Source organism: Oribacterium asaccharolyticum ACB7, assembly GCF_000238075.1.
Classification (GTDB): Bacteria; Bacillota; Clostridia; order Lachnospirales; family Lachnospiraceae; genus Oribacterium; species Oribacterium asaccharolyticum.
On record NZ_JH414507.1, the window covers coordinates 13,407 to 29,626 of the forward strand.

17 protein-coding genes are annotated in these 16,220 nt (G+C 41.8%); 3 read left to right on the forward strand and 14 right to left on the reverse strand.

All coding sequences use genetic code 11. The features are described 5' to 3' along the window. Window positions 1–75: 75 nt before the first annotated feature. The 9 genes from HMPREF9624_RS10955 to HMPREF9624_RS10995 form a co-directional block, all read right to left on the reverse strand. Window positions 76–1,200: an acyl-CoA dehydrogenase family protein gene (locus tag HMPREF9624_RS10955; protein WP_009537803.1), complete on the reverse strand. Its 1,125-nt coding sequence runs from the start codon at window positions 1,198–1,200 to the stop codon at window positions 76–78. Between the two features lie 178 nt (window positions 1,201–1,378). Then, window positions 1,379–1,951 carry a cysteine hydrolase family protein gene (locus tag HMPREF9624_RS10960; protein WP_009537804.1) on the reverse strand — a complete coding sequence of 191 codons (573 nt, stop codon included), beginning with the start codon at window positions 1,949–1,951 and terminating at the stop codon, window positions 1,379–1,381. 98 nt (window positions 1,952–2,049) lie between these two features. Next, window positions 2,050–2,517, reverse strand: a complete 468-nt coding sequence (locus HMPREF9624_RS10965; protein ID WP_009537805.1) for a low molecular weight protein-tyrosine-phosphatase — start codon at window positions 2,515–2,517, stop codon at window positions 2,050–2,052. Between the two features lie 268 nt (window positions 2,518–2,785). Beyond that, window positions 2,786–4,144 carry an ATP-binding protein gene (locus HMPREF9624_RS10970; RefSeq protein ID WP_009537806.1) on the reverse strand — a complete coding sequence of 453 codons (1,359 nt, stop codon included), beginning with the start codon at window positions 4,142–4,144 and terminating at the stop codon, window positions 2,786–2,788. A 327-nt stretch (window positions 4,145–4,471) separates the two neighbouring features. After that, entirely contained in the window at window positions 4,472–5,605 is a 1,134-nt protein-coding gene (locus HMPREF9624_RS10975) for a transglutaminase-like domain-containing protein (protein WP_009537807.1), read from the reverse strand. A 218-nt stretch (window positions 5,606–5,823) separates the two neighbouring features. Continuing rightward, on the reverse strand, window positions 5,824–7,068 hold the full coding sequence (locus tag HMPREF9624_RS10980) for an MFS transporter (protein WP_009537808.1): 1,245 nt from the start codon (window positions 7,066–7,068) through the stop codon (window positions 5,824–5,826). 93 nt (window positions 7,069–7,161) lie between these two features. After that, on the reverse strand, window positions 7,162–8,214 hold the full coding sequence (locus HMPREF9624_RS10985) for a HigA family addiction module antitoxin (protein WP_009537809.1): 1,053 nt from the start codon (window positions 8,212–8,214) through the stop codon (window positions 7,162–7,164). 29 nt (window positions 8,215–8,243) lie between these two features. Further along, window positions 8,244–8,540: a type II toxin-antitoxin system RelE/ParE family toxin gene (locus HMPREF9624_RS10990; RefSeq protein WP_009537810.1), complete on the reverse strand. Its 297-nt coding sequence runs from the start codon at window positions 8,538–8,540 to the stop codon at window positions 8,244–8,246. Window positions 8,541–8,708: 168 nt separating this feature from the next. After that, on the reverse strand, window positions 8,709–9,635 hold the full coding sequence (locus HMPREF9624_RS10995) for a helix-turn-helix domain-containing protein (protein ID WP_009537811.1): 927 nt from the start codon (window positions 9,633–9,635) through the stop codon (window positions 8,709–8,711). Window positions 9,636–9,849: 214 nt separating this feature from the next. On the opposite strand from HMPREF9624_RS10995, the gene HMPREF9624_RS11000 reads away from it, so the two are divergent. Continuing rightward, on the forward strand, window positions 9,850–10,740 hold the full coding sequence (locus HMPREF9624_RS11000; RefSeq protein WP_009537812.1) for a hypothetical protein: 891 nt from the start codon (window positions 9,850–9,852) through the stop codon (window positions 10,738–10,740). A 147-nt stretch (window positions 10,741–10,887) separates the two neighbouring features. Here HMPREF9624_RS11000 and HMPREF9624_RS11005 read toward each other — a convergent pair whose 3' ends face one another. Together HMPREF9624_RS11005 and HMPREF9624_RS11010 are read right to left on the reverse strand one after the other, a co-directional pair. After that, entirely contained in the window at window positions 10,888–11,073 is a 186-nt protein-coding gene (locus tag HMPREF9624_RS11005) for a PIN domain-containing protein (RefSeq protein ID WP_009537813.1), read from the reverse strand. 3 nt (window positions 11,074–11,076) lie between these two features. Next, window positions 11,077–11,370, reverse strand: coding sequence for a type II toxin-antitoxin system RelB/DinJ family antitoxin (locus HMPREF9624_RS11010; RefSeq protein WP_009537814.1), 294 nt, complete (start codon window positions 11,368–11,370; stop codon window positions 11,077–11,079). Between the two features lie 428 nt (window positions 11,371–11,798). Here HMPREF9624_RS11010 and HMPREF9624_RS11015 point away from each other — a divergent pair, with 428 nt between their 5' ends. After that, on the forward strand, window positions 11,799–12,794 hold the full coding sequence (locus HMPREF9624_RS11015) for a helix-turn-helix domain-containing protein (RefSeq protein ID WP_009537815.1): 996 nt from the start codon (window positions 11,799–11,801) through the stop codon (window positions 12,792–12,794). A 150-nt stretch (window positions 12,795–12,944) separates the two neighbouring features. Here the strand turns inward: HMPREF9624_RS11015 and HMPREF9624_RS11020 are convergent, their stop codons facing one another. Together HMPREF9624_RS11020 and HMPREF9624_RS11025 are read right to left on the reverse strand one after the other, a co-directional pair. After that, window positions 12,945–13,541: a hypothetical protein gene (locus HMPREF9624_RS11020; RefSeq protein ID WP_009537816.1), complete on the reverse strand. Its 597-nt coding sequence runs from the start codon at window positions 13,539–13,541 to the stop codon at window positions 12,945–12,947. A 26-nt stretch (window positions 13,542–13,567) separates the two neighbouring features. Further along, window positions 13,568–14,071 (reverse strand): hypothetical protein, encoded by a 504-nt coding sequence (locus HMPREF9624_RS11025; RefSeq protein WP_009537817.1) that lies wholly within the window; start codon window positions 14,069–14,071, stop codon window positions 13,568–13,570. Window positions 14,072–14,282: 211 nt separating this feature from the next. Here HMPREF9624_RS11025 and HMPREF9624_RS11030 point away from each other — a divergent pair, with 211 nt between their 5' ends. After that, window positions 14,283–14,579 carry a YerC/YecD family TrpR-related protein gene (locus HMPREF9624_RS11030; protein WP_009537818.1) on the forward strand — a complete coding sequence of 99 codons (297 nt, stop codon included), beginning with the start codon at window positions 14,283–14,285 and terminating at the stop codon, window positions 14,577–14,579. Window positions 14,580–14,657: 78 nt separating this feature from the next. Here HMPREF9624_RS11030 and HMPREF9624_RS11035 read toward each other — a convergent pair whose 3' ends face one another. Next, window positions 14,658–16,172 carry a C69 family dipeptidase gene (locus tag HMPREF9624_RS11035; protein ID WP_009537819.1) on the reverse strand — a complete coding sequence of 505 codons (1,515 nt, stop codon included), beginning with the start codon at window positions 16,170–16,172 and terminating at the stop codon, window positions 14,658–14,660. Window positions 16,173–16,220: the final 48 nt, after the last annotated feature.

Sequence of the window (16,220 nt, forward strand, 5' to 3'; positions counted from 1 at the left end):
GCGAGCGATACTCGTTATGAATCAAAGAAAGGAAGAGTTGGCGTTCCTCTCTCCCTTTCTTAAAGCTTTAAAAGCTTATACTAGAGGCAAGCCTGTAATGGCTTTTCCAAGCCAAACGGTAAGCACGTCTGCACTGGGAGCCATAATCTGTCCGGCATAGGCATCTCTTAAGAGTCTTTCCATGCTGCCGGCCTTATTATAAGCCTTTCCGCCTCCAACTCTCATGCCCAGTCTTCCGGCTTCAATAACCATTTCGCAGGCAATGATACGAGCGGACAAAATCTTTGCCAAAGCATCCTCTTCCCCTGCTGCAGCACTTCGGGTCGCTTCCTTTGCCGCGCAAACGGAGGAATTCACCAGATTGTACATCTTCGCAAGGTGAATCTGAACGGTTTCGATTTCTGCCAGGGAAGTTCCGGAAGTGTATTTTCTTTCTTTTGCATGCGCAACGGTTTCCTCTAACATGTGCTCACCAAGTCCGGAATAGACTCCTGCAAGTCCTGCAATAAAGTAAGGTGCTACAACATTAAATACATGTTCCTGTCCTGCACCCTCTTCACCGATTCGATTGCTTACAGAAACCTCTGCCTTATTCAAATGCATCTGGCAGGAAACATTTCCTCTCATCCCAAGACCATGCCAGGTGTTCTGTTCAAACTTAAGCCCCGGAGTCTCGAGCGGAACTAACCAGTTATCAATAGCTCCTTCCACATCGGAGGGCGCTAATACCAGATAATAGGAAGCCTGCCCTGCAGAGGTAACCATGCTCTTTACACCGCTTAGGAGTTTCTTGTCTCCATCATTTTCCGCCTTCAAATCGGAAATATAGAAATGGGTTCCTGTTCCCAGCTCACTGTATGCCAGAGCCAGAAGCTTTCTCTCTTCTACCACTTCTTTGACAATTCTCTTCTTCATCTCTTCACTTCCTCGAGACAAAACCACTATCAAAGCCACATTATGCATCATATAGCATAGTCCGGTTGTCGCATCACTTTTGGCAAAAGCGCGACAAACTTCCACATGCTCCTGAATTCCCAAGCCTAAGCCTCCCTGCTCCTTAGGAATGAGCAGAGTTAAAAAATCCGATTTTTTAATCTCCGCAAACGCTTCTACAGGAAATACTCCTTCTTCATCTACCTTTTTGCTACAGGGATCAATGAATTTCTCTGCAAAATTTCTAGCCTCACAATAAATCGACATCGTTGTACCTCCATTTTGATATTAGTTATCTTTATTGATTATAACTCCGGCCTTTTTCCCTGTATATTTGCTTATTCTTATAGATTGAGTTATCTATTTGGATTTTCTATTTTAAAAAAATTTATCCTTCCTTATGATTAATTTAATACGCCGTACAAGTACTATCCGTATTTTCTCCTTAACGAACCTCTACCTGACAAGAACGCAGCGTTTCCAGCGCTGCCAAATGCTTCTCCCTTGTCACGCCCGCACAACAGCTGCTGTCCACGGAAATAGGAAGCTCCGGAAGAAAAGCTTTCAATAAAAGAGCATTCGATACTACGCAAATATCCGTGCATAAGCCGACAAGTTCTATAGAAGCCCCCTCTATATTATCCTGCTGCCTGAAAAGTTCCCGCATGGATTCTGCTAAGCGAAGGCTTCCAAAACTCCCTTTTTCAAAGAAATGATCCGGAAGAATGAGATCTTTAAGCATAGGATGCAGTCCCCAGCCTTCTGTCCCTTTGATACAGTGAGGCACAGGTAGCATTTTCCCCTCCTGCGTGGATAAGTAGTCCTCTCCATGCGTGTCCAAGGTGGCATAGACCCTGTCCTTCGGATAGGAAAGAATCTTCTCTTTAACTTTTTCTACAATCCCCTGTGCCTCTTCCGTACCGAGAGAACCGTCAATAAAGTCCTTTTGCATATCTACCACAATCAGATAGCGCCGACTTTCCTCCTGCTTCTCATTATGAATCCGATTATTTTCCATTGAAAATCCCTCCTCTGTTGCACTTTTCTTTTAGGCTTTTTTGCGCTTTTCTTTTTCACTTTTATTTTGCGTTTTTCTTGCGCTTTTCTTTTTCCATATTACTCCACTTTTATTTTTTCAAAAAGTCCCTCACAGCCCTCTACAATATCTTCATAGCAGGCTTGGAATTCTCCGCTGTACCATGGGTCTGCAATAGGATGAGGATGGCCGGTATAATCTCCAAGAAGAGAAACTTTCTTTTCCGGGTCGCCTCCGAAAATGCGTTTTATATTCTCCCGATTCCGCTCATCCATTCCGATGAAAAAATCGTATTTTTCGTAGTCCTCTTTCTGTAATTGGCAGGCTCTTTTTTTACTACAGTCTATTCCCAGCCCTTCCAGAATTTCCCGAACCGGCGGATAGACCGGATTTCCCTGCCCGCGATAGATTTCTTCCGAAGAAGTGGCTTTGGAAGATACTTGAAAATCTTCTGTTCTTCCATTCTCCTCCACGATTCTTTTAAAGATAAATTCCGCCATGGGGCTTCGGCAGATATTGCCATGGCAGACGAAACAGATTTTTAGCATAGTGTTTTTCCTCCTAAAATACCGTGGATTCTATTTTTATAGCCATCTCCTCAGCCGTTTTTTTCGGATTACTTATCAATATTTCCAGTACAGCTTTTTCTGTTTTATTTATACCACATTTGTACCGACACTTATACCGACACTTTGCCTGCTCATCTCCAATACATTTTTATTATAGGGAATTCTGCACTTAATATAATTGTCTGTGATTTCAAAATATTCTCAGCGGACAGGCTCCTTTTCTATCGGAACGTAACTTATCTGACTTTTATAAACAGAAGGTCATATATGCAGGTATACACACTATTCTATCTTTCACTACAAGATTTCTAGGATGGATAATATAACTCTCCCCTATTCTTGCTTTATATTTTTCGTTAAATCTATTCAGTGAAGCTGTGGTGTATTTTCTCCCTGATTTAACCTCTATAGGATACATTTTATACTTCAGCTTACTGTTATTGGATATAATAAAATCAATTTCTATGTCATTACGGTGTTTTTCGCGTGAATAGTGAGTATAAAAGTACAATTTATGTCCATTTGCCACAAGCATCTGCGCTATGACGTTCTCATATAACATTCCCTCATTAATAGATAGTTTATCATTTAGAATCTGTGCATATACTTCACTCTCTAACAACTCGTTTTCATCAAATGCATGACTGAGCAAAAGTCCTGTATCCCCCATATAGCACTTTACATAAGTTCGTTCTTCATTGATTGAGAGGCCAACATTGGGATCATTACACAAAAAACACTCGTTTGAAATCATAGAATCAGACAGCCAAAAAAAAGTTTCACTATATCGATCCGCATAACTGCCTTCCTGTATATTTTTGAATACGACACGTTTCTCATGCTGTGACAATAATCCGGGTATTTGATCAAAAATCGCCAAAACTTTGCCACGATACTGTGCCTTAATCTTCATAATATCATTACGATACAATTTCAAAATATCCCGTTTTTCAGCATCCACTAAACTGAAGTTTTTTTTATTTTCAATGTAAATGATAAGCGGTTTTGGCATACCACCCACTAGCATATACTGCTTAAAAAGCATCATAGCCTTATTATGCATGCCTCTTTCCAAAGGCTCCCGCTTTTCAAAACATCTTTTTATATAATTTAAAAGCTGTTCTTCTCCCAGCGCCCAGGCAAATTCCTCAAAATCAAGCGGATACATGGTAATGCTTCTCTCCTCTGAGGGGATTACAATATCCTTAACATTTTCCTTAATGGATATCAGTGAACCGGTTTCTATATAATCGTATCTGCCATCAGCAACAAGATACTTTATTGCGGCTCTTGCTTGTGGAAACATCTGTACTTCATCAAAAATCAGCACAGATTTTCTTGTAACAAGATTAACCCCATAGTAGGTACTAAGCAGCATAAATAAATCATCAAGCGTATTCAGGTATTGACTAAAGTATTCTTCTACAACCTTATCCTTCTTTGCAAAATCTATAAGAATATATGACTCATATTCTTTCCTTGCAAATGCCTCAACAATTGTAGATTTGCCAATACGCCTGGCTCCCTCCAGCATTATCGCTTTTGTTCCACCGCAGCCATTTTTCCACTCCAATAATTTGCTATAGATTTTTCTTTTTAAAATCATCCGATTCTCCTCGCAGTTACAATCTACCTCATTGGGTGGATTTTTTGATTATGCGCAATGTTTATATATGGCATTTCTTTGATTATACGCGCATTATATTGGAATTTTTGATTATGCGCAAGTATAATATTTTATAATTTTATGATTATGCGCAGTTATCTTCATCTATACCCTTGCCACTATCATGGCAAATTAGGGACTTTCACCCTTTATGCTACAGGAGATACAAAGAGACACGAAAAAAGACACCCTGCATCATGCAAGGTGCTTTTCTCGTATGTAAATGGTAATGCAGAATAGTTACTGCAAAGTATTCTTCTTTTCCGATTAAGCCTTCTTCGTAAAGCTGTAGGTATAAACGAATTGATCCGGAGTGTAGTTATCGAGCTTTACTCCGTCAACCTCTGCGTATGGATAACCGAAATCATTTAAAGGCTCTCCATCCTGTGCAGGATTCAAGGTAAGATCTCTTCCATCGGACAAAATCATGCGCTCTGCATCGCAGTTGCCAAAGTAATATTCCTGCTTCTCCTTGGTTTCTGTCTGATCCTTTGTCCAATTATTCTTTAAAACAGCCTTCAACACATCGGCGGGATCTGCGGAAACCCAACCGGTTCCCTTTAAATAAAACTCTGCCCAGCAGTGCTGATTCTTGGTAATATCCTCTGCATTGATACGGATTCCGAAATGCTCTCTGGCAGGAATTCCGGATGCACGACAAAGGGCTACGAACATAGAGTTAATGTCGGTACATTTTCCGGTCATGGTGGTATCTAAAAGAGCACAAACATCTCCTTCACCACAACCTTTTACACTTTCATCTCGATTCATATTGGCAATAACCCAGTCATAGATTGCTCTGGCCTTCTCTAAATCTGTGGTCTTTCCTTCGGTAACTTCTGCAGCCTTATTCTTCACCTGATCATTCAAGGGAAGGTTCTTGGAAGGCTCTAAATACTTCTTTACATCCGCAGGAATCTCCGCCTTTTCATCCTCCTTTAATTCAGGACTGACGATTTCTTCTCTCTTTACCTGTAAATCCAGCTTTACCACTCTGTCGGCAGGCTCGGCATTTTCATCCCATTCCACGTAGAGCATCTTATTGCCCCAGTCGTCCGTGTTCATTTCCGCCTTAGCCTTTCCTGCATCATACTTTACGTCCTCAACAGTCTGATACTCACTGCTTTGCGGAACAGGAATCCAAAGGCGAACCTTCTTTCCTTTTTCGTACTTGGATAAGTCAATGGTATTGTTTACTGCCCCCTCAACCACCTTCTTTTCGGAAACCTCTGCCTTTTCCGTCTCCTTCTCAGAGCTCTTCTCCGTTGCGGCAACAGATTCTGTGCTCTTCTCTGTGCCCTTTGCACTTGTTTCTACATTGCTTGCAGCCTTATTTCCGCAAGCAGCCATCAGCATTCCTACTGTTCCCAAGAGCAACAGCAATTTTAAGCTTTTTTTCATTTTTTCCTCCTTAAGCCACTCTTTTCAAACTGTAACGGGGAAAGTATACGCCTATGATGGATAGGATAGAAATTGATTCTTTCTATAAAAACAGCTATTTATTTTAAATCTGCATAAATCAAAAAAATCTTTCTCGAAGGGATATGATGATGAAACTCCAAAAATTGTAAAATCTATCAGGATAATCCCGCTAAGCAGTTCAAAAGGAATTTTCATGGTTAAGATATACTTCTTTCCTCCCCCGGTTCATAGATCCTGCGAAGCGCTTTCTGCCTTCCCAAAATCAGAATAAAACCGGATAGCAGGGTAATTGTTCCGCCAATCGTAACGCACCATCGATAATCCAGTATCTCTCCAAGAAAGCCCATCATTAAAGAAAACACACTGCATCCGGCTGTAACCAGAACCCCCTGGAAAGCATTGACTCGAGACCGGAGTCTCTCCGGAATATAAGTCTGCACGGCTGCGTTTCTTATGATGGCGCTGTTACTCCCGAGAAAGCCGCAAATTCCTCTGTTTAAAAGCATCAAAGGATAAGGAAGCCAGAGCAAACACATGTCCATCGCGGAATATGTTTGATAGACAAAAAACACGAAACCGAACTTCTTCTTATCCGGAATTTTAATTCGATATTGTAATGCACTGCCGATTGACCTTCCTATAAACTCCACCACGGAAAATGCGGCATACATTGCCGCCGTGAATCCCGGAAAAGTACGGAAAAAAGCGATGAGAAGGGGAGAATATCCGGTGTCAACACCATTGCTCACCGCCATATATTCATAAAGACCTAAAAGACCGCGTTCTTTCTTTAAATACTGTACCGCCTCCCGTACGTCCGAGGCCCATGCCTTAAGAGAATAGGGCGCAGAATTATGTCGTTCCGTTTCATCCAAACGAATAAAGCTCTCCGTGATGGCGGCAAGAAGCGATAATCCGCCCTGCGCAATCAGAATCCATGCCACACCGAATGTGTCCAAAAGCACTGCGGCAAACGGGGTCATAATCACCGTTAAAACCGGATAAAGCATGGAAGATACCGCGTAGCCCTTTTGCTCCGCGCCTTTCGGGATTAATTCCGGATAAATACTGGTAAACGCCAACTCGTCTACCGATCCGAGACAGGCCAGAAGCAAAGACAGCGCGAGATACCCGATGTAGGAAAAGTGAAAAAACAAGAGCCATAGTCCCATGCCGAAAATCAAAAAGGAATTGGCAACATCTCCCATGACCAGAAAAGTCTTTCTCGGAAGTCGATCCATAATAGGCGCAATGACGATAGGGATAAACAGGAAGGGAAGAAGCTGAATTGCCACAATCAGAGCGGATGCCAAAGTGCTCCCGGTTTCATCGAAAACCAGGAACGCCAGTGCAAAACCTCCTGCAATGCCCCCGATCGTTCCCATCGTAGACGCAAGAATCACTAAGCTGAAATTTCGATTCCAGAGTTTTGTTGTTGTCATATTTCCCTCAGCATACCTATTTTCTTCCACCATACCCGACAATAGTATTTTAGTATAATCCCGAGAAGGAATGTTATAGCCTTCTCTTAAAAACTATACAACGATTTCATAATGATCCTTTAATTCATTTAAGGCACTATGCTTAATGCATCCTTCTTTTTGTAATCTTCCAACCACAATCCCGGGTGCAATGCCTTGCTTCTCAGCGAACGCACGTATACTTGATGCGGAAAAGCTCTTACGGTCAACAAATTCAGCAAAATCATTGCCCGGGATTAATGTGTCTCCGGACCAAGAATTTGCGGCTTGCTCATCATCCTCTGAAGTTCCATTCATTTGACCTATGTGTCCTAATACGATATGTGCTAATTCATGAAATAGACTGAACCAGAACTTATCCGCATCCTTGCCTCGTGTAGTTAATCCTACAACAATCTTATTTCCGTCTATAAAGGAGGCTCCCTGTAAAAATGAGCCTTGCAAATGTGGCAAAAAAACAAGTGCAATTCCACACTCAGCAAGCATACTTTTAAGCTTCGGGCTGAACTCTTTCGCTTTCATGACTGTCATCAATCTAATTTTCGGAATAATATTCATTAAGCCCTTAACATTGATGGGGGCGGTTTCGATTTCTCTGGCCTTTATCCTTGCTTCTTGTGCCCAAGCCAGTAAGGCTAGATCACTCTTTTCTGTCACAGCCAACCTTCTGCATGCAATTCTTGTTATCTGAATATTCTCCAGTAGTGAAAGTTCCACAAGCTCAAAATATTTTCTAAGATGCACTACTTTTTCCTTTAATACTCTCGTTTCAGGAACCCATCCATATTTAGCCATCTCATTATAAGGCAGTTTTTTAGCTATCTCTTCATCCTTATCCATAGCATTTTCCGCTTCTGCTTTGATTAATTTTTCCCTATATATCCCCTCTAAATTATTCCAAAACTTTGCAGGTACTCCAAGTACCATCTCCAATCTAACAGCTACCTCCGGAGTTAACTGTACTTCTCCATTTATTAGCTTACTGATATGTTTTTCAGACATATCCATTCTCGCAGCAAACTCTTTTTGACTCATTCCTCTGTCCTTAAGCTGCTCTTTTATCGTCGCTCCGGGCGGTGTTGCAATAATGCTACGACTTCTCACCATAGTGCTACCCCCTATTTCATTTCACTTTTCTAATGGTAATCCACTATCTCCATAATATGAGCTACCTGTATCTTATTACCATGTTTTTCAAATACCATTCTATACGGATGAACTAAATCAACTGCATATTGCCCTTTACGGTTATTCGTCAATGGGTGACACCTACCAATATGAAATTTAATCATCTCTTCCACTGTGTCTACAGCTTCTATTTCAGCAATACGCATCTGTATTTTTTCAGACATTTCATTTCCATAAGTTCGGTCTGAAACTTTTGCATCCGTACAAACTTTCTTTATTTTATTTGTTTTGTACGTAACTTCCAAGGCATCACCTCTTCCTTGTAATTTACCTTATAGGTAAATCTATATTACTATCTGTACACATTTATGTCAATTATGGATTTACCTTATAGGTAAATCCATAATTGACATAAATACAGTTTTTATTCATAACAAGATACCGCCCTCTCCGCGAGCGATACTCATTAAGAATTATAATTCAATATTGTGATAATATTTAATCATTTCTTTCTGCACATGTTCCGGAATTAGAGTATCTCCGGTAACAATTGCTTTTCCATTATAACTATTCCCCTTTAAATATGTTTTTTCTTCCAGAATCAGTTTTGTTTCCGCATAATATCTCCATGTAGCTGATTGTAATCCACTTAACTTTTCGGGTTCAAGCGCCAATAACTTAAAATGATAATCGATTCTGAACTGCGCTGTACCTTTTAAATATTTCTTCATCGAAGGATATTCTTCCTTTTTTAGTTTTGAAATATGTTCGTGAAAACGGCGCGGTAAATCTATTGTTTCCCCTATTCTAAGTAGCTCTCCCTCCCTGTTACAAATCCCGTACACGCATCTTGCTTTGGCATATTCTTCAATTTTGTCTTCCGTATCTATAATAATATTCTTTCTATCTACAGGAATGGAAATGCCCTGCAGTGCCAGTAAGTCTCCCAGCACTTCAGGAAAATGGCTTTCATGGGTAGTATTTCCGGGGCGTGACCACGATGCTCCGGAAAAAAGTACCGCTTCCAATAAGATAGAATCCGAAATTCCAAAAAAATGGCCTAAATCTCTTCTAAAAATATCCAGTTGCTTTTGGATGTAAGCAAACATAAAAGAATCTATTCCCATAAGATCCGCAATAACCTTTGCTCTGCTGCATATGGCTGCATTGATTTCGGAAAATACGTCCGGACTGCTCTTTCTTTCAGACTCGCTTAGCTCCTCTATGCCTACTCCCAATGCCTGTGCAATTTTATCTAATGTTTTTGAAAAAGGCTTGGCTAAGTCTGATGATTCAATTTTATTAAGAGTAACTACCGAGATTCCGGCAATTTTCGCCAATTCATATTGTGTTAGGCCCCTAGCTTCCCGTAATTTTTTTAATTTCTCTCTGCTATACATCGCTCTCTCCTTTTTTATTTTATTTCATTCTTATTTCATTTTAACAATAAAGTTTCATTTTTGTTTCATTTTTATTATGCAGAGAAGATTGGTTTTTGCAAGATTAAACTATAAAAAGGATAAAATAAAATCGTAAGAATATGAAAATGGAGCTTTCTATATCTTTTCTCGGCTTTATGATACTGTATAAAGAAAATAATGAAAGGAATAAATCATGAAAATTCATAAGCCCACCGTCATCAGTCTCGCTTTTTTAGCCGCCGTTTATCTTGTTATGCAGTGGAGAGGAAATACTGCCTCTGTGGAGAAAAATAGCCAATCCTCCTCTGAAACACAGACTGAGGCGACAAAATCCGATAAAGAAAAAGGGGTAAACGAAGCGGAAACAAGTTCCGAGAATACAACTCCCGAAGTAGCTAATCCAAAAGCAGTCTACACCGCCTATTTAACCCTCTTAAAAGAAAGGCAAAAAGACATTGAAGCCTATACCTGGCAAGCTTACGAGGAAGATAAAGACGGAGCGCCTATCAGTGTAGAAACGAAGGGGATTGCCGTAGCCGATGTTTATGGGGACAGCACGCCCGAGTTGCTTTTTATCGATGCAGAGGAAAATAACGGAGAGGGGGCTGCCATTCGCGCGAATCTCCACATTTACAGCTTTCAAGACGGAAAGCCTGTGGAAGTGGCGAAGAAGGAAAATCTGGATTATCAAGTAGGTGGCGGCGCCGTGTACAACATTTTCCTGACGGAAAAGGACAAGCGTCTCTACCTTGAGCAAATTGACTTCGATGCGAAGGAAACGGATGTGCTTTATCTTCTCCCTATGTCCGGCAATTTCCCCTTGGGATGGGATAAGCAGGCAAGCTATAGCTATGACCCGGAGAAAGGGTTGGAAAATGACGAAACTTCTCCACAGCGTTCCGATGAAGAATTTATCCTCTATGATAAGCCCGTAGAAAAGGCAGACTACTACGCCTTTAAAAAAAGAATTGTGGAAAAAAATCCGAAAAGTTTGATTAGTAACTTTGGAGGAGAAGAGAAAAAAGAAGCTTCTGCCCTGAGCTACAGTGAGGCCATTTCCTTTTTGGAAAAGCAAATAGAATAATGCGATAGAGCAAGAACAGCAAGACAAAAATGAAAAGGCTTTCTTGCCTCCACCCCAGAATCACTTTATCAAAAAATTGATAACGGAGGATTGGACTTTTTGCACTCCAAGAGATAGAAAAACCTTCGATGAGCGCATCGTTCATCACTATTCGCTTCCTCCGGGAGTGACTTTCCGCCGCAGCACCTCTTCGTATTCAGCCATGATTTCATCACTGAGGAGAGGAACAATGCTTCCCACAAGAGCCTGTTCCAGAACCGCTCCGGGCACGGAATCCCATCGAAGAAGAGCGGAAACCAATACATTGGTGTCTATCACTGCATATAGCTTCATACGTTATTTCCCATTCCTTACGGCTTCGATCTCCGCATTGATTTCATCCAGTGTCATGTCGGCTACACCGGCATTCTCCGCATCATTACTCATGCGCTTCATGGCAGCGACAGCTGCCGTCGCCTTATAGTTCTCTTCCGGCAAAATCATGCTGAATGGGATGCCGCGCACCTGCACAGAGCGAGTCAGGAACATGCGGATTGCCGTAGGCAAGTCAAGGCCGAGCTGAGAATATACATCGGAAGCTTCCTTCCGAAGGTTGTCGTCTATACGAAGCTGAAGTAATCCATTTGCCATGATTACACCTCCATTCAAATTTGCATTTGTTTGTAATGCAATCGTACCACATTTTTTTTGGAAATCAAGTGAATTACAAACTCATGCAAGCAGGAGTTCAATAGGCACACCCGATCCTTCTTTCTTCTTCCACTAAAATCAGGTTCGGGATATAATAATCCCCGTCAAGCGCATACTGAATCTCGTTTTCGCTCTAAAATCAAGGCTTTGCAACTCTCGGTTGTCAAATTGACAAGCCCGATTTCTTCCCTGCAACCGGATTTTCCGATAGTATGAGAGGCGTAAAGACGGAGTGAGCAAAAGCATTTTCCAAAGCGAAACATTCTTTCCTATCTTATAGAATCGCTCGACACAAAAAGGCAGGCTCCATAACGCTATGAAGAAGAAAGTGCATCGGCTCGAATACAGCATCATAAAAGGAGTAGAGTATGATACTTGCAGACAAGATTATTGAATTAAGAAAGAAAAACGGCTGGTCCCAAGAAGATCTCGCAGAGAAGCTGGATGTCAGCAGGCAGTCTATTTCCAAATGGGAAGGCGCCCAGTCTATTCCGGATATGAACAAGATTTTGAAGTTATCCGAGGTCTTTTCTGTAAGCACGGATTATCTCTTAAAGGACGAGATAGAACTGGACAGTACGGAAGAAGCCCCAAAGGTTGATACGGACTCTTCCTTTAAAGAAGTTCCCGTTTCCATGGAGGAGGCCAATGCCTTTCTCGCGCACAAGAATCAGGCCGCTTCTCAAATTGCCTTAGGGGTATTGCTTTGTATCCTTTCCCCTGCCCTATTGATTACCTTAACTACCCTCCAGGAAAGTTCTCTTCTTCCTCTCTCAGAGGGAAAAGCAGTCGGGATCGGGGTACTCTTCCTCTTCCTTTTGGTTGGCATTGCAGTGGCCTTATTTATCAAAAGTTCTATAGAAGGGGGACGTTTCCACTATATGGAAAAAGAGCTTCTGAATACCGCTTATGGAGTAAACGGTATGGTACAGGAGAAAAAATCCCGTTTCCAGGGAACGTACACTTCCCAGATGATTTTAGGCATTTTTCTTTGCATCATTGCTGTAAGTCCCATCTTCATCAGTATGATTATTTTCGGAGAAGATGATCTCCATACCGCTCTTGCCGTGCCTTTCCTTCTGCTTTTTGTGGCCGTTGGCGTGTTTCTGATTGTCAAAACGAATATTATTTGGGATGCCTTGAACATGCTTTTAGAGCAAGGGGATTATAAACGGGAGAAAAAGATGGATGAGCACAAAAATGAAACCGTCGGGCAAATATACTGGTGCTTGGTAACCGCTATCTATCTTGGCTACAGTTTTATTACCCGGCGCTGGGACATCAGCTGGATTGTTTGGCCGGTAGCCGGAGTAGGCTACGGTGCAGTATGCGGCATTGTAAATTCCTTTAGGACGAGGGTTTAAAATCTTAAAAGTGGCTGTAAAAAATAAAAAGGACGTTTTTATTTTTTACAGCCACTTTTTTGTGTCCGAATTAGTTTTTCACTTTAGATAAAATCTTATTCATATCTTTGCGTTTATCCGTTATGGGAATTCGGCATGCTTATATCTAAGCTATACTCCCGCGTCCCTCCGCGCTTTTCTGGTCAATCTATTCCTCTTAAAGCACTCCTCGGTCTCCCTTGGCTCAAAGAAATGCTTTCCCTTTTCCGCTAAGCACTGTTTGATTCTAAGATAATCCTCGAAAGAAGACAGTTCTCCTATAAACAGTAGATAATCTCCTTTATAGATCGAGTCCAGAATCTTGGATGTGCTGTTTTTCTTATAGAAAGTAAAATGAGGATAAAAATGAATTCTACTCCCGGTTCCGTCGTGTAGCTGAAAATCCACGAAGCCGATTCCCGAATAAGGAATACTCCGGCTTTCTCCTTTTCGATAGTGCAGCACTATTTCCTCTTCATAAAATACGGCTTCCACAAGATAGGATTGGAAGAAAAACTTATAAAGCTCCCGAAGAGCAACAAAACTGCAAAGGAGAAGTAGTGCAAAGATAAACCAAATGCTGCTGTCCCATCCCACGTGTGCGTAGAAGAAGAAAAAAAGCCCCGCGAAAAGCAGCAAAACAAACAAAGCTGAAATAGGATTGGGAGAATCATGCGTGATTTCCCAATGGCAATTTCCATTTTCATCCCGGTAGGTATTCCTTTTCATCTTACTCTATTCTTTCGAAGACTCTTTTAGTCTTCTCTATAGACAAGGACATATGCCTTGATATAATCGCTGCCTTCCACGATAGTGAGCGGAATTTCCAAAATAGCTTTTCCTGCCTGTCCATTAGAATACTGCGCTTTCTCCTCAGCAGAGTAGAAATACATTCCGGCGGAATAGCTGTGTCCGGCCTCTACGGAAAGATCAAAGCTCAGCTTCTCTGTTTTGACATTCCTAGTCTTCGTGCCTACCGTTTCCGTGGACTCAAAGATCCCTTCGATAGTATGCTGACCGGGAGTCAAGGCTACGACAGTTTCCAAGTCCTTTCCTGTAGTTGTCGGTATATTAGAAAGCGCGCTTCCATCAACCTGAATCTGCTTCCCGTAAATGTGAAGAATTCCCTTATCCCTGTTGTCCTCATTAAACTTCTTTTCACTGTTCTCTCTCTTCTTTCCCATGGAAAGCATTACGACAAAGGCTACCGCCCATACTACTGCTACTACCGCAATGATTATTATGGTTTGTGTTGACATGTCTATTCCTCCCAAAATTTTTCCCTCTTTTTTGAAAGCAAAGCTTCACACTAAAAAGAAGGTCATTAAAATTTAAAATATTCAAAAATCATTATAAATTTACTATAGAGAATGTCAATTCCCTTCTCAGCGGAAAATGGAATTGAATTTCATACGCTAAAGTGATAAACTAAGAACGAATTTTAAAAAGAAAAGAAAGGTGCGGATTCGAATGAATAAAAAACTTGATACACCTGAAGTAAGGCATTTATTTGAAGGAATGCAACAGTTAAGGGGAACGGAAGAATATTTCCGTTTCTTTGAAGATGTCTGCACCATTAACGAGTTACTCGCTATTGCGCAGCGTTATGAGGTTGCAAAGCTCTTACGGGAAGGAAAAACCTACATTGATATTGCAAAATGTACGGGGGCCTCTACCGCAACGATTTCCAGAGTGAATCGTTCGTTGAACTATGGAGAAGACGGCTACCGTCTAGCCTTTGAGCGATTGGAAAAGAAGGGGCAGTAACCCCTTCTTTTTTAGTCACTTATATTTTATGTAGCAGCTTGTTCGCCGAATACAGCAAACAAACTTCTTGGACAAACTCTACGCGTCCGAACGGCTGAAGCCGTTTTTCATCTTGCAACTAACTTCATACAGTACCTTATCCAGTACAGCGTCGGTTTCTTCCTGCACCATCTTTGCAATTTCTTCATTGCATTCTTCAAGAAGCTTAATCACCGCCGCATTCTTCGGTAACTTCTTCGCAAGCTTCTCTTCCAGATTCTTCATTAGGGTATAGCCCTTTGTCGGCACCTTTCCCTGATACCGTTCAATATGCATTTTACACTCACTGAACTGCGCATCCGCCAGAGCGCCGATAATTCTGTTTGCCCAGTAGAAGCTCTCCGTCGTAACCCGGTGCGTCGTATTGGCAAAGTACTCCGGTGTCTTGTTGACATTTGCATAGAAAGGAACAAAGGCGTTAAAGGTATTGGCACCGAAGCAAACCCACTCGATTGCGGCATATTCTTTCGGAACATCCGGACGAATCTGCACAAGACTTAGGAAATTGTTCCGGTTGATTCCGATAGGACGATATTTCCCTCTATCCTTTTCGTCTCCGTACTTTCCGTAACAGTCGTAAGGCGTTCCCTGGAAATGAGAGGAGAGGATATACTTCACGTCTTCCGGCGTAATTTTAATCTCCGGGCAGAGACACCACGGTAAATCGTCATCCTCCGGCTTTAACTCGGCAGCCTCTCCGTCAAAACTGAAGGTATTTTTATTAAAATATCTTGCCATGTACCAGGCTCTCGGCGTGTTGTAAACATGGTCCGCATCGGAATGAGTACCGAAACATTCTCTCGGATTAATCCAGTCTCCTTCCGTTTTTTCAATCTCATCCGCAAAGCGCAAGTCCAAGTGATTCTTGGCAATAAATTCCTTCAAGTCCTTGGAACAAATAAACTCAGCCTGTTCTCCGAAGGCATCTTCCAAGTCAAAATAATCAATTCCGAGCTGATTCGGCATCATTACATAGGCATTGTCCGGCACTCTTCTGGCAATAAAATGATGACCGCCTATGGTCTCCAGCCACCAGATTTCTTCCTCATCCGAAAAGGCAATCCCGTTCATTTCATAGGTGCCGTATTTTTCCAGAAGCTCTCCAAGGCGAAGAACGCCTTCTCTTGCGGAGTGGATATAGGGAAGCACCAGGCTGACCATATCCTCTTCTCCGATTCCGCCGATCTGCTCCGGCTTTCCGTTTTCCGCCTTCTTATAGACTACAAGCGGGTCTCCGGAAAGTACGCGCTCATTGCAGGCAATGGTCTCGGTAGCGGTCATGGAAACATTTTCACTGTTTACCCCTGCTGCACCCCAGATTCCCTCATCCTCGTAAACCGCATTGGGCATGCAGGTATAACGAAGCGGATTCTTGGGAAGCGGAATCCTTACATGAGAAAGCATAGAAACATATTCTTTTCCCTGATCCTTCGGTTCAACCACAATGAATTTTTTAGCACAGAAAACGCCGGATCCGGAATCCTCATTTCTTGCAATCATCGTTGAACCGTCGTAACTCGCCTCTCTACCTACTAAAATTGTTGTACAAGCCATTTTATCTTCCCCCCTTAATCTGTATTGGAAACTACTATCCTAAAACTA

Bases quoted from the DNA above. Each gene is read 5' to 3' on its own strand.
- HMPREF9624_RS11020 (WP_009537816.1), bottom strand. From the start codon at position 13,541: ATGAAAAGGAATACCTACCGGGATGAAAATGGAAATTGCCATTGGGAA.
- HMPREF9624_RS10985 (WP_009537809.1), bottom strand. From the start codon at position 8,214: ATGGTGAGAAGTCGTAGCATTATTGCAACACCGCCCGGAGCGACGATA.
- HMPREF9624_RS10995 (WP_009537811.1), bottom strand. From the start codon at position 9,635: ATGTATAGCAGAGAGAAATTAAAAAAATTACGGGAAGCTAGGGGCCTA.
- HMPREF9624_RS10980 (WP_009537808.1), bottom strand. From the start codon at position 7,068: ATGACAACAACAAAACTCTGGAATCGAAATTTCAGCTTAGTGATTCTT.
- HMPREF9624_RS11015 (WP_009537815.1), top strand. From the start codon at position 11,799: ATGATACTTGCAGACAAGATTATTGAATTAAGAAAGAAAAACGGCTGG.
- HMPREF9624_RS10955 (WP_009537803.1), bottom strand. From the start codon at position 1,200: ATGTCGATTTATTGTGAGGCTAGAAATTTTGCAGAGAAATTCATTGAT.
- HMPREF9624_RS11000 (WP_009537812.1), top strand. From the start codon at position 9,850: ATGAAAATTCATAAGCCCACCGTCATCAGTCTCGCTTTTTTAGCCGCC.
- HMPREF9624_RS10965 (WP_009537805.1), bottom strand. From the start codon at position 2,517: ATGCTAAAAATCTGTTTCGTCTGCCATGGCAATATCTGCCGAAGCCCC.
- HMPREF9624_RS10970 (WP_009537806.1), bottom strand. From the start codon at position 4,144: ATGATTTTAAAAAGAAAAATCTATAGCAAATTATTGGAGTGGAAAAAT.
- HMPREF9624_RS11030 (WP_009537818.1), top strand. From the start codon at position 14,283: ATGAATAAAAAACTTGATACACCTGAAGTAAGGCATTTATTTGAAGGA.
- HMPREF9624_RS10960 (WP_009537804.1), bottom strand. From the start codon at position 1,951: ATGGAAAATAATCGGATTCATAATGAGAAGCAGGAGGAAAGTCGGCGC.
- HMPREF9624_RS10975 (WP_009537807.1), bottom strand. From the start codon at position 5,605: ATGAAAAAAAGCTTAAAATTGCTGTTGCTCTTGGGAACAGTAGGAATG.
- HMPREF9624_RS11035 (WP_009537819.1), bottom strand. From the start codon at position 16,172: ATGGCTTGTACAACAATTTTAGTAGGTAGAGAGGCGAGTTACGACGGT.
- HMPREF9624_RS11010 (WP_009537814.1), bottom strand. From the start codon at position 11,370: ATGGCAAATGGATTACTTCAGCTTCGTATAGACGACAACCTTCGGAAG.
- HMPREF9624_RS11025 (WP_009537817.1), bottom strand. From the start codon at position 14,071: ATGTCAACACAAACCATAATAATCATTGCGGTAGTAGCAGTAGTATGG.
- HMPREF9624_RS11005 (WP_009537813.1), bottom strand. From the start codon at position 11,073: ATGAAGCTATATGCAGTGATAGACACCAATGTATTGGTTTCCGCTCTT.